This is a genomic window from Streptomyces gamaensis, from assembly GCF_042656465.1.
Classification (GTDB): Bacteria; Actinomycetota; Actinomycetes; order Streptomycetales; family Streptomycetaceae; genus Streptomyces; species Streptomyces gamaensis.
In genome coordinates this window covers 232,044-244,308 of sequence record NZ_JBHSPB010000010.1, presented here as the reverse complement: position 1 = coordinate 244,308, position 12,265 = coordinate 232,044, and the positions used below count along the sequence as shown (strand labels likewise).

9 protein-coding genes are annotated in these 12,265 nt (G+C 72.3%); 6 read left to right on the top strand and 3 right to left on the bottom strand.

What is annotated here, in order from left to right; all coding sequences use genetic code 11:
• Positions 1-18 precede the first annotated feature (18 nt).
• The 4 genes from ACFP1Z_RS18670 (at position 19) to ACFP1Z_RS18655 (ending at position 5,980) form a co-directional block, all read left to right on the top strand.
• Complete coding sequence (locus tag ACFP1Z_RS18670; RefSeq protein WP_390317566.1) at positions 19-771, top strand: TIGR03089 family protein; 753 nt, start codon at positions 19-21, stop codon at positions 769-771.
• Positions 772-886: 115 nt separating this feature from the next.
• Positions 887-2,059 (top strand): LCP family protein, encoded by a 1,173-nt coding sequence (locus ACFP1Z_RS18665; protein WP_390317565.1) that lies wholly within the window; start codon positions 887-889, stop codon positions 2,057-2,059.
• Positions 2,060-2,287: 228 nt separating this feature from the next.
• Positions 2,288-4,081 carry an LCP family protein gene (locus ACFP1Z_RS18660; RefSeq protein WP_390317564.1) on the top strand — a complete coding sequence of 598 codons (1,794 nt, stop codon included), beginning with the start codon at positions 2,288-2,290 and terminating at the stop codon, positions 4,079-4,081.
• A gap of 84 nt (positions 4,082-4,165) precedes the next feature.
• Positions 4,166-5,980 carry an LCP family protein gene (locus tag ACFP1Z_RS18655; protein ID WP_390317563.1) on the top strand — a complete coding sequence of 605 codons (1,815 nt, stop codon included), beginning with the start codon at positions 4,166-4,168 and terminating at the stop codon, positions 5,978-5,980.
• Positions 5,981-6,067: 87 nt separating this feature from the next.
• On the opposite strand, the gene ACFP1Z_RS18650 is transcribed toward ACFP1Z_RS18655, so the two are convergent.
• The gene (locus tag ACFP1Z_RS18650; RefSeq protein WP_390317562.1) at positions 6,068-7,084 is read right to left on the bottom strand and encodes a glycosyltransferase family 2 protein; all 1,017 of its coding nucleotides are present in this window, start codon (positions 7,082-7,084) and stop codon (positions 6,068-6,070) included.
• 162 nt (positions 7,085-7,246) lie between these two features.
• Here ACFP1Z_RS18650 and ACFP1Z_RS18645 point away from each other — a divergent pair, with 162 nt between their 5' ends.
• Positions 7,247-8,761, top strand: coding sequence for an LCP family protein (locus ACFP1Z_RS18645; RefSeq protein WP_390317561.1), 1,515 nt, complete (start codon positions 7,247-7,249; stop codon positions 8,759-8,761).
• A gap of 12 nt (positions 8,762-8,773) precedes the next feature.
• On the opposite strand, the gene ACFP1Z_RS18640 is transcribed toward ACFP1Z_RS18645, so the two are convergent.
• Positions 8,774-9,316, bottom strand: a complete 543-nt coding sequence (locus ACFP1Z_RS18640; protein WP_390317560.1) for an acyl-CoA thioesterase — start codon at positions 9,314-9,316, stop codon at positions 8,774-8,776.
• 119 nt (positions 9,317-9,435) lie between these two features.
• On the opposite strand from ACFP1Z_RS18640, the gene ACFP1Z_RS18635 reads away from it, so the two are divergent.
• Complete coding sequence (locus tag ACFP1Z_RS18635; protein WP_390317559.1) at positions 9,436-10,719, top strand: LCP family protein; 1,284 nt, start codon at positions 9,436-9,438, stop codon at positions 10,717-10,719.
• A gap of 94 nt (positions 10,720-10,813) precedes the next feature.
• Here ACFP1Z_RS18635 and ACFP1Z_RS18630 read toward each other — a convergent pair whose 3' ends face one another.
• Positions 10,814-12,163, bottom strand: a complete 1,350-nt coding sequence (locus ACFP1Z_RS18630; protein WP_390317558.1) for a UDP-glucose dehydrogenase family protein — start codon at positions 12,161-12,163, stop codon at positions 10,814-10,816.
• Between the last annotated feature and the right edge of the window lie 102 nt (positions 12,164-12,265).

Genomic DNA, 12,265 nt, shown 5'->3' with positions numbered 1-12,265 from the left:
CGGCGTACCCTGACGGCGATGAACGCCACCGATCGCGCCCCCGCCGACCTGCTGCGTTCCGCACTCGCCGCGGATCCGGCCCGCCCGCTCGTGACCTTCTACGACGACGCCACCGGCGAACGCGTGGAACTGTCCGTGGCCACCTTCGCCAATTGGGTGGCGAAGACCGCCAATCTGCTGCAGGGCGATCTGGCCGCCGAGCCCGGTGACCGGCTCGCGCTGCTGCTGCCCGCGCACTGGCAGACCGCCGTGTGGCTGCTCGCCTGCTCCTCGGTGGGCGTGCTGGCCGACGTGGGCGGCGACCCGGCCCGTGCCGACCTGGTCGTCAGCGGCCCGGACGAACTGGAGCGGGCGCGTGCCTGCTCCGGGGAGCGCGTCGCGCTCGCGCTGCGCCCGCTGGGCGGCCGCTTCCCGCAGCCGCCGCAGGGCTTCCTCGACTACGCGGCCGAAGTGCCCGGCCAGGGCGACCGGTTCGCCCCGTACGCCCCCGTGGACCCCGGCGCCCCCGCGCTGGCCGTGGACGGCGCGGAGCTCACCGGCGCCCAACTGGTCGAGCGGTCCCGTACCGACGCCCACCAGCACGGCCTGGGCGCGGGCTCGCGCATGCTCTCGGGGCTGCCGTACGACAGCTGGGAGGGGCTGTCGGCGGGGCTGTTCGCGCCGCTCGCGGCGGGCGGTTCGGTCGTGCTGTGCCGCCATCTGGACCGGCTCTCCGGCGGCGCCCTGGACAAGCGGCGCGAGAGCGAGCACGTCACCGTGACGGCCCTGTAGGCGCTGCCGGATCGTGCCGGGCGCGCGATGATCGGGGGAACCCGCGCGGGAGATCCGCGCGGGCAGGCCCCCTACGGAGGCACGTACCACCCACCCCGCGAGGGAGGGAGCAGCCGTGCACCACAGCCCCGGAACCCCGGCGGAGCAGCCCGCGCCCCGGCGCCGGCGCCGCTGGCTGCGCGGGCTCGCGCTGGGGCTCTCGCTGCTCGTCCTGGCCGTGGCGGGGCTGGGCTGGCTGCTGTACGAGCAGCTCAACAACAACATCAGGACCGACGACGCGGCCGCCGAGGAACTGCGGCGCTACGAGAAGGAGCGCCCCAGCGCGTCCGTGACCGGCGCCCAGAACATCCTCATCATCGGCTCCGACACCCGCAGCGGCACCGGCAACGGCTCCTACGGCGAGGACAGCGGCACCCAGCGCTCCGACACCCAGATCCTGCTGCACCTCGCCGGGGACCGCCGCAGCGCGACCGCCGTCAGCCTGCCCCGCGATCTGATGGCGACCATCCCCTCCTGCCGCCGCCCCGACGGCACCTACACCAACGAGCGCTTCGCGCAGTTCAACTGGGCCTACGAGCTCGCCGGCACCGCCTGCACGATCCGCACCGTCGAGAAGATCAGCAACATCCGCGTCGACCACCACCTCGTCGTCGACTTCAACGGCTTCAAGCACCTGGTCGACGCGGTCGACGGGGTCGAGCTGTGCCTGCGCCGGCCCGTCGACGACCACGAGGCCCGCGTCCGGCTCCCGGCGGGCCGCCAGGTCCTGCACGGCGAACAGGCGCTGGGGTTCGTCCGCGCCCGCTACAGCATGGGCGACGGCAGCGACACCGAACGGATGGGCCGCCAGCAGCAGTTCCTGGGCGCCCTGTTCAAGGAGATGCAGAGCGACGGGGTGCTGCTCAACCCCACGCGGCTGTACCCGGTGCTGGACGCGGCGACGAGCTCGCTGACCACGGACGCCGGGCTCGGCTCGCTGCGCAAGCTCTACGACCTGGTGCGCACCGTGCGGTCCATCCCCAGTGAGCGGGTGCAGTTCCTGACGGTGCCGCGCCGCCCGTACCCGTACAACCCCGACCGGGACGAGCTCGTCCAGCCGGACGCGGACCGGTTGTTCCAGCAGCTGCGCGAGGACCGTCCGGTGTCGGTCACCGAGCACGTACGGCCCGCCGCCGACAGCAAGTCCGGCGGCCCGGCCCGGCGGCCCGCCGACGCGGGGAGCCCGGCGGCCACCGGCGCCCCGCCCACGTACGAGGGCACCACCGCCGCGCGCGGCATCTGCGACTGACGGCGGCCGCGCAGCACTGACGCACGGACCGCCCCCACTGCTGGATTGCCCGGATTGCCCAGGTGTAAGGGTGCGGGAATTTGTCACCGGCGTCGTTCGGCGCTGAACTGTGCGGATAGTGTGAGCGCTCCGGTGCGCAGGGCCTGCTGACCGCGCACTGCAAGACGACGTGACCGTGCGCCTTTGCGGGGATGGCGCTCGTGGCACCGACGGAGGATTCAAGCGACCGTGGACGCGCAAGGCCGTGGGCAGGCGGGCGGCATCGACCCCGCCGACCAGTGGGTCTACGACCCCGAGACCGGCAGCTACGAGCTGCGCCTCGACCAGGCCCAGGGCGGTCCGTCGCACGGCAGAGAACGGTCGTCGTACGTCTCCCCCAACCGCTCCGGCGCCGTGCCCTCGCCGGCGTCCCGCCAGAAGGGCGCCCGGCCGGCGGGCAGGTCCGTACGCGACGGCGACACCCGCCCCGTACCGGTGCAGCGCCCCGGCGGACGCCGTTCCGGCCCGCAGGCGACGACCGGGCGGCGCAAGCAGAAACCGAAGAAGAGCGCGAAGAAGAAGGTCCTGCTGTGGACCGGCGGCACGCTGGCCTTCCTGCTGGTGGGCGGTTCGGTCGGCGCGTACCTGCTGTACCAGCACCTCAACAGCAACATCGACAAGGTCGATGTCGGCGTCAGCAACGACGTCGTGCCCGACGGGCCCGTCAACATCCTCGTCATCGGCACCGACAAGCGCTCCGGGAAGGGCAACACCGGCTACGGCGACGACGGCAGCGTCGGCCACGCCGACACCACCCTGCTCTTCCACGTCTCCGCGGACCGCTCGAACGCGACCGCGATCTCCATCCCCCGGGACATGATCACCGACATCCCGGACTGCCCCGTCAAGCAGGACAACGGCACCACGAAGACCGTCCCCGGCTCCAAGGGCGTGCGATTCAACGAGAGCCTGGGCCAGGAGGACCGCAACCCCGGCTGCACCTGGCGGACCGTCGAGGCGCTGACCGGGCTGAAGGTCACGCACTTCATGATGGCCGACTTCAACGCGGTCAAGGAGCTCTCGGCGGCGGTCGGCGGCGTCGAGGTGTGCCTCGGCAAGGACATCGACGACCCCAAGTCGCACCTGAAGCTGAGCAAGGGCCGGCACGAGATCGAGGGCGAGGACGCGCTCGCGTTCGTCCGCACCCGGCACAGCGTCGGCTTCGAGAGCGACCTGGACCGCATCAAGCTCCAGCAGCAGTTCCTGAGTTCGATGATCCGGAAGATGAAGTCCGGGGACACACTGAGCAATCCGAAGAAGCTGTACGACATCGGCAACGCCGCCACCAAGTCCCTGACCGTCGACACCGGCATCGACTCCGTCGCCAAGCTCACGACGCTGGCGAAGGAACTGAGCAAGGTCAACCTGAAGAACATCACCTTCGTGACCCTGCCCGTCGTCGACAACCCCGCCGACGGCAAGGTGCGCAAGACGGTCGTCCTGGACCGCGCCAAGGCCGATCCGCTGCTCGCCATGGTCAAGCAGGACGTCTCGCTGACCGAGGTCAAGCAGAAGGAGGCGGCGAAGGAGAAGGCCGAGCAGGAGGCCGCCGACGCCAAGGCGCAGGCCCTGCTGAACGGGCCCAAGGCCGAGCCCGCCAAGGTGCGGGTCAAGGTGTTCAACGGCAGCGGCCGGTTCGGCGCCGCCCAGGAGGCCGTGACCTGGCTGCAGAACACCAAGGGCATCCCGCGCTCCACCAACGCCGGCAACGCACCCGGCGGGAAGAAGACCGACAAGACGGTCCTGGAGTTCGCGCCCGACCAGGCCGACCAGGCCCGCCGCCTCGCGGAGGCCATGGGCCTGCCCGCCGACGCCCTGCACCAGACCGGCGGCAACGCCGGACCCATGGCGAGCATGACGCTCACCCTCGGCGCGGACTTCCGGGCCGCCGGCACCCCCGTCTCCGCGCCCGCCGCACCGGAGAAGGCTCCGGAAGGCATTCAAAAGGTCGAAGCGGACGACAAGAACATCTGCGCCAAGTGAACCCCTGTGCGGGTGTGGCCATCTCATTGCACGACGACACGCCTGCCCATCGGGCCGGACGCACCATGAACAAGGGGAGGGCCGATGCGGCAGCCGCGGCTGAGCGCGGGGCGCGGGGCGGCGAAGCCGCAGGGCACGGACGAGGGCACCGCCGAGGGGGCGGAGCAGGACGCCCGTGAGCAAGACGCGGGCCGGTCCGGCAGCGCGGAAGCGCGGCTGCCCGCCCAGCAGGACGGCGAGGCGGCAGCCCCTGCCGGGAAAACCGGGACCGCCACCGACGACGAACCGGCGGGCAAGCGCCCCCGCACCCGTACCGGCCGAATAGTGCGCTGGTCCGTGCTCGGACTCGCGTTCCTGGTGCTCGCGGCGGCGGCCGGCGGCTATTTCTACTACACGCACCTCAACCGCAACATCAAGAAGGAACGGCTCAACCTCGGCGACAAGCAGCTCGACCGCAGCGCCGCCAACGCCGTCGGCCAGCGCCCCCTGAACATCCTGCTGCTGGGCTCCGACAGCCGTAACAGCCCGGAGAACGTGGCTCTCGGCGGCGCCCGCGACGACGCCGGCCGCAAGCCGCTCGCCGACGTGCAGATGCTCGTGCACGTCTCGGCGGACCGCAGCAACATGTCGGTCATCAGCGTGCCCCGCGACACCCGGGTGACCATCCCCAAGTGCACCGACCCCGAGGACGGCACGGTCTACAAGGAGACCAACAGCCAGATCATCAACACCAGCCTCATGAACGGCGGTCCGGGCTGCACGGTCGCCGCGTGGGAGGAGCTCACCGGCATCCCCGTCGACCACTTCATGATGATCGATTTCGCGGGTGTGGTGAGCATGGCGGACGCGGTCGGCGGCGTCCCGGTCTGCGTCGACAGCAACGTCTACGACAGCAAGTCCGGGCTGCGCCTGGAGAAGGGCACGCACAAGGTCAGGGGCGAGCAGGCCCTGCAGTGGCTGCGCACCCGGCACGGCTTCGAGGACGGCAGCGACATCGGCCGTACCCACGCGCAGCACATGTACATGAACGCGATGGTCCGGCAGCTGAAGTCCGGCACGAAGCTGACCGATCCGGGCCAGCTCACCGATCTCGCCGAGGCCGCCACGAAAGCCCTGACCGTCGACAAGGACCTGGGCTCGGTCAAGAAGCTGTACGACCTCGCCCAGGACATCCAGCGGGTGCCGACGGAGCGCATCACCATGACGACGATGCCGTGGGTGGCCGACCCGCGGAACCCGGACGCGCACGTCATCCCCAAGCCCGGTGACGCGGACAAGCTCTTCTCGCTCGTCCGCAACGACATCGCCCTCGACGGCAAGGACCCGACCAAGGACCCCAAGGACTCCTCACCGGCCCCGACCCCCACGAGCAGGGCCGACATCGCGGTGACCGTCTTCAACGGCACCGGCACCCCCACCCAGCCCCCCGCCACCGGCCGCTCCTCGGGCATCGCCGCGCACCTGGTCGAGCAGGGCTTCACCAAGGCCGTCGCGGACTCCGCGCCCCGCGCGCAGGCCGATACGACGCTCACCTATGCCAAGGCGTCCCTGCGCGGCGACGCCGAGGCCGTGGCCAAGGCCCTCGGGCTGCCGGAGAGCGCGCTGCGCATGTCGACGGGCGTCACGGGCATGACGCTCGTCATCGGCGCGGACTGGCGAACGGGCACGACGTACCCGAAGGGCGGCGGCGGTACGGCCGCGACGGCGACGCCGGACGCGAAGCGCGGCAAGGCCGACGAGCCGGGCAGCGCCGGGTCCCCGTCCACAGCGCCCTCCGGCACTCCCGGCAGCTCCGGCAACCCCGGCGATCCCAGCAACAAGGCCCCGGAGAGCGCCGATCCGCTCAACGGGGACGACACCTCGGCCTGCATGAAGGTCAATTCGCTGAATCGTTTCTGACCTGAATCATTTCTGGCCTGAATCATTGCCGACCTGAACCGTTGCCGGCCTGAACCGTTTCCGAGGCGCCCCGCCCCCGGAGCGGCGCTACCCGTTGCGCACGGCCGGCCTGCGGCTGGCGATGACCCTGCGCGCGAGCGAGCGCGGGCTGGTGAGGAAGCCGACGCCCCACGACATGTGCATCGTCGCCAGCGCCACCGGGATCTGCGCACGTGCCCTGAGCGGCAGCCCCTTGCCCGCGGGCACCGAACCGGCCGCGATCGCCGCCAGATAGCCGCCCGGCACGACGAGCGCCCACGGCGTGACCGCGGCCCCGGCCACCAGGCCGGCCGCGATGGCCACGACGGCGGTCGGCGGCGCCAGGTAGCGCAAGTTGATCGAGCCCTGGTGGTAGCGGGCGACCACGTGCCGCCAGCGCCCGTAGTCCTTGTACTGCCGCGCGAGCGCCTTCACGCTCGGGCGCGGCCGGTAGGAGACCTTCAGCTCCGGCGAGAACCAGATCAGCCCGCCCGCCTCACGGATGCGGAAGTTCAGCTCCCAGTCCTGGGCGCGGATGAACTCCTCGTTGTAGCCGCCCTGTTGCTCCAGCGCCTCACGCCGGAAGACGCCCAGGTACACCGTCTCGGCGGGCCCGGCCTCGCCCCCGGTGTGGAAGGCCGCGTTGCCCACCCCGATCTTCGAGGTCATGGCGGCGGCGACGGCCTGCTCCCAGGCGTTCTCGCCCTCGGCGTGCATGATGCCGCCGACGTTCTGCGCGCCGGTCTCCTCCAGCAGCCGCACGGCGGTGGCGATGTAGTCCGGCGAGAGCATGCCGTGCCCGTCGACGCGCACGACGACCGGGTGCCGGGACGCCTTGATCGCGGCGTTGAGCGCGGCGGGGGTGCGGCCGCTGGGGTTGGGCACGGTGTGCACCCGGGGGTCCTCGCGGACCAGCTCGGCGGCGATCTCGTCCGTACGGTCCGTGGACGGGCCGAGCGCGATCACCACCTCCAGCTCGCCGGGGTAGTCCTGCTCCAGGATGTGCCGGACGGAGGTGCGCAGGTGCCGCTCCTCGTTGAGCACCGGCATGATCACGGAAACGGCTGGTGGCTGCTGTTCGGGCATGGTTCCTCGGGGGTTCGGGGGTCACCCCCCGGTGGACGGCTCGTCGGTCACGTTACCGCCATCGGCGGGCACCGGGCCGCCCCGGTCGGCGTGGGAGACCGGACCGTTGATCGTATTGACCTACTGTTGCCGGTCCGTCCCGCCTGTCGCGGAGGTCACGACATGACCGCACCGGACCCGCCCGGCCCTCCCGAGCCGCTCCCGGCGGGTGCCGCCAGGCCCGGCCCCCGGCACGGCGCCCCCCGGCGGCCGCACTGGGGGCTGCGCGCCGCCGTCGCGGCCTCGGCCGTGATCCTGGCCACGAGCGGGATCGGGCACGCGGTGATGACCCGCATCGACGACGGCATCGGCCGCGTCGACGCCTTCCGGGGCCTGACCCACCGGCCGTCCTCGGGCAAGGGCACCAACTTCCTGCTCGTCGGCACCGACGGCCGGGACCGCATCAGCGAGGACGAGCGCAGCCTGTACCACCTGGGCGGTGACCCCTGCCACTGCACGGACACCGTGATGCTGGTGCACCTGTCCGCCGACCACCGCCGGGCCGCCGTGGTGAGCCTGCCGCGCGACACGTACACCGAGATCCCCGAGCGGACCGACGAGTCCGGGCGGCTGCGCCCCGCGCACCCGCAGAAGCTCAACGCCGCCTACGCGGAGGGCGGCCCGAGCCTGACCGTCCGGGCCGTGGAGCAGCTGACCGGAGTGCACGTCGACCACTTCCTGGAGGTCGACTTCGCCAGCTTCATGCGGACCGTGGACGTGCTGGGCGGCGTGCGGGTGTGCACGGACCGGCCGCTGAAGGACGACTACAGCGGCCTCGACCTGCCCGCGGGCACCAGCACGCTCAACGGCGGCCAGGCACTGCAGTACGTGCGCTCACGGCACCTCGACGAATCGGCGGACCTGGGCCGGATGCAGCGCCAGCAGCGGTTCGTCGCCTCGCTGCTGCACCGGGCGACCGGCAGCGGGGTGGTGCTCAACCCGGTGCGCTTCCACCGGCTCGCCGCGGCCCTGCTGGACTCGGTGCGCGCGGACCGGGGCCTGGGGCCGGACGAACTGGTGCGGCTGGCACGCACCACGAAAGGGCTGTCGGCCGCGTCCTCGGAGTTCGCCTCGGTGCCGGTCAGCACCGTCAACCACGTCGTGCCGCGCGTCGGCTCGACGGTGCGCTGGGACGAGGCGGGTGCCGAGCGGCTCTTCCGGGCGATGCGCGAGGACCGCCCCCTCGCCTCCGACCCCGCCGCGCAGCAGCAGTACGGGCCGCAGGCGCAGCCGCCCGTGGACGTGGAGGTGCCGCCCGCGCGGATCCACGTACAGGTCCTCGACGGCGCGGGCCGGACACCGCTGCTGCGCGCCGCCGAGCAGGGGCTGCGCGCGTCCGGCTTCGTGACCACCGAGGCCTTCGCCCCGCCCCCGGGTCCGGCGCAGCGGCCGCCCGCGCACACAGTGCTCTCCTACGACCCGCGCTGGGACCGCTCCGCGCGCTCGCTCGCGGCGGCGCTGCCGGGCGTCCGGGTGCGGCCGGTGCCGGGGCAGGGGGCGCTGATGCGGGTGGTGCTGGGCGCGGACTTCACGGCCGTACGGCCCGTACGCGCCGCGCAGGAGCCGGCACCGCCCGGGCCGGCGCCGGCGTCCCCGGCGGTGCCGGGCGGGCGCATGGTGTGCCCCGACGAGGTGTGAGCGGAGGGCGTTCTAGTCCTCGACGCCCTCGGCGGCGTGCTGCTCGCGCAGCTCCATGATCGCCCGGCGGCGGGCGAGCCGGTGCGTGCGGCGGATCTGCGCCTCCTGGTAGCGGCGCCGGTCCTTCTCGGTCTCGGGGAGCACCGGCGGTACGCGCCGGGGCTTGCCGTCCTCGTCGACGGCGGCGAAGACGAGGTAGGCGCTGCCGACCTGCACCGGCGGCGTCGACTCGTTCCAGCGCTCGGCCAGCACGCGCACCCCGATCTCCATGGAGGACCGGCCCGTCCAGTTCACCTGGGCACGCACGTGCACGAGATCGCCGACACGCACCGGGGCGAGGAACGCCATCTCGTCCATCGACGCGGTCACCGCCGGGCCCCCGGAGTGCCGGCCGGCGACCGCTCCGGCCACGTCGTCGACCAGTTTCATGATCACGCCGCCGTGGACGGTGCCCAGCAGATTGGTGTCGCCGGCGGTCATGATGTGGGAGAGCGTCGTACGGGAAGCCGAGGTCGGCTTCCCGGGTATGTCCGCGCCCTGGTCCTGGATGGTCATGTCCACCACTGTATGCCGGGCCGCCGCACAGCCCGCGGACTGCATCAGCTCTGCAACAGCACTGCCCCGATCCCGTCGCCGGTTGCGGGTCCGCTCGCCTCACCGGGCACACTTCCTGCATGAGCAATTGGTCCGAAGGACGTACCGGCGGCCGGCGGGACGGCTACGGCTACGGACGCGGCAGCACCGGCGCCGAGCCGGAGGGCGCCCGCGCCATGCCGCACGTCCGCCGCGACAGCCCTCCCCCGCAGTACCGCCCGTCCTCGGGCCAGGGACCCGGCGCGCACCACCGGGCGCCCGGCCGTCCCGCCGACGGCTACAACACCGGCCAGGTCTACGGACGCGGCGGCCCGGCGGGCCCCGGGCGCGGCCGCGGCGGCAGCGGACCGCGTCCCCCGCGCTCCGGGCGCCGCCCTAACTGGCGCAAGCGCATCACTGTCGGGCTCGTCACACTCGTCGCCGTGCTGCTGGCGGTGTCGATCGGCACGTACTTCTGGGCCGACTCCCAGCTGCGCCGCGAGGTCGACCTGGGCAAGCTCCCGGACCGGCCGCCGGCCGGGGAGGGCACCAACTACCTCATCGTCGGCTCCGACAGCCGCGAGGGCCTGTCCGACAAGGACAAGGAGGAGCTGCACACGGGCTCCGCCGACGGCAAGCGCACGGACTCGATGATGATCCTGCACACCGGCGACAACGGCACGACGATGCTGAGCCTGCCGCGCGACTCGTACGTGACGATCCCCGCGTTCACCGGGCAGAAGTCCGGCAAGCAGTTCCCTGCGGCCACGCACAAGCTCAACCAGGCGTTCGCGGACGGCGGCGCCGAACTGCTGATCCGCACCATCGAGTTCAACACCGGGCTGCGGATCGACCACTACGCGGAGATCGGCTTCGGCGGCTTCCGCAGCCTGGTCGACTCGCTGGGCGGCGTGGACATGTGCATCGACAAGCCGATCAAGGACCGGGACTCGGGCGCGGACTTCAAGGCGGGCTGCCAGACCCTCGACGGCCGGCAGTCGCTGGCCTTCGTCCGTCAGCGCCACCAGGAGGCCGACCAGGACCTGGGCCGTATGCGCAACCAGCAGAAGTTCCTCAACACCCTGGCCAAGCAGGCCGCTTCGCCGGCGACGATCCTCAACCCGTTCCGGCTCTACCCCGTCATCGGCTCCGGGCTGGACACCCTCATCGTCGACAAGGACATGGGGCTGTTCGACCTGACGTCGATGTTCTGGGCGATGAAGGGCGTCACGGGCGGGGACGGGCAGCAGCTGACCGTGCCGATCTCCAACGCGAACCTGCCGACGCGCAGCGACGGTGTCGCGGTGAAGTGGGACCCGGTGAAGTCCAAGCAGCTCTTCGAGCAGTTGAAGAAGGACCAGAAGGTCACGGTCACCGACAAGTGAGGATGCCTCAAGACCGCGAAGCAGTGATGCAGTGATGCAGTGATGCCGTGGCCCCGCACTCGTCGGAGTGCGGGGCCACGGCGCGTTCACGGGCTCAGACCGTCGGGCGTCCCAGCGCCCGGTACGTCCACCCGGCCTCCTGCCACTCGCGCGGGGACAGCGCGTTGCGGCCGTCGATGACGCGCCGCTCGGCGACGACCTCGCCCAGGGCGACCGGGTCCAGCTCGCGGAACTCGGCCCACTCGGTGAGGTGCAGCACCACGTGCGCCCCCCGGCACGCCTCCGCCGCGCTGTCGGCGTAGCCGAGCGTGGGGAAGACGCGCCGCGCGTTGGGCATGCCCTTGGGGTCGTAGACGGTGACCTGGCCGCCCTGGAGATGGATCTGCCCGGCGACGTTGAGCGCGGGCGAGTCCCGTACGTCGTCGGAGTCGGGCTTGAAACTCGCGCCGAGGACCGCGACGCGGCGGCCCAGGAAGCCGCCGCCGACGGCCTCGCGGGCGAGCTCGACCATGTGGCTGCGGCGGCGCATGTTGATGGAGTCGACCTCCCGCAGGAAGGTCAGCGCCTCGTCGGCGCCGAGTTCACCGGCGCGGGCCATGAAGGCGCGGATGTCCTTGGGCAGGCAGCCGCCGCCGAAGCCGACGCCGGCCCGCAGGAACTTCCGCCCGATGCGGTCGTCGTGGCCGATGGCCTCCGCGAGCCGGACGACGTCGCCGCCGGCGGCCTCGCAGACCTCGGCCATCGCGTTGATGAAGGAGATCTTCGTGGCGAGGAAGGAGTTGGCGGCGGTCTTGACGAGTTCGGCCGTCGGGTAGTCGCAGACGACGAAGGGCGTGCCCTCGCCGATGGGCTTCGCGTACACCTCGCGCAGCAGCTTCTCGCCGCGCTCGCCGCCGACACCGCCTATGCCGACGACGATGCGGTCGGGGTGCAGGGTGTCCTCGACGGCGAAGCCCTCGCGCAGGAACTCGGGGTTCCAGGCGAGTTCGACCTCGGCGCCCGCCGGGGACCGCTCGGCGAGCAGGGCCGCGAGCCGGGCCGCGCTGCCGACGGGCACCGTCGACTTGCCGACGACGAGCGCCGGGCGGCGCAGCACCCGGGCGAGGGAGGTGAAGGCGGCGTCGACGTAGGACATGTCGCAGGCGTACTCGCCGTGCTTCTGCGGGGTGTTGACGCACACGAAGTGGACGTCGCCGAACTCGCCGACCTCCTCCCAGGACGTCGTGAAGCGCAGCCGTCCCGTCGAGCCCTCCAGGCCCGCGACATGCCGACGCAGCAGCTCCGTCAGCCCCGGCTCGTACATCGGGACCTCGCCCCGGGAGAGCATCGCGACCTTCTCCTGCGCCACGTCCAGGCCCAGCACCTCGAAGCCGAGCTCGGCCATCGCCGCGGCGTGCGTGGCGCCGAGGTAGCCGGTGCCGATCACGGTGATCCTGGGGGCCATGCGGTGCTCCATGTACTGACGTGCGCGGACGGGCCTCTTGCGCTGCCCGAGCATAGTCGGGGCCGGGAGCGGGAAGGATCTCGGGCGACGGCGGCGCCGGGG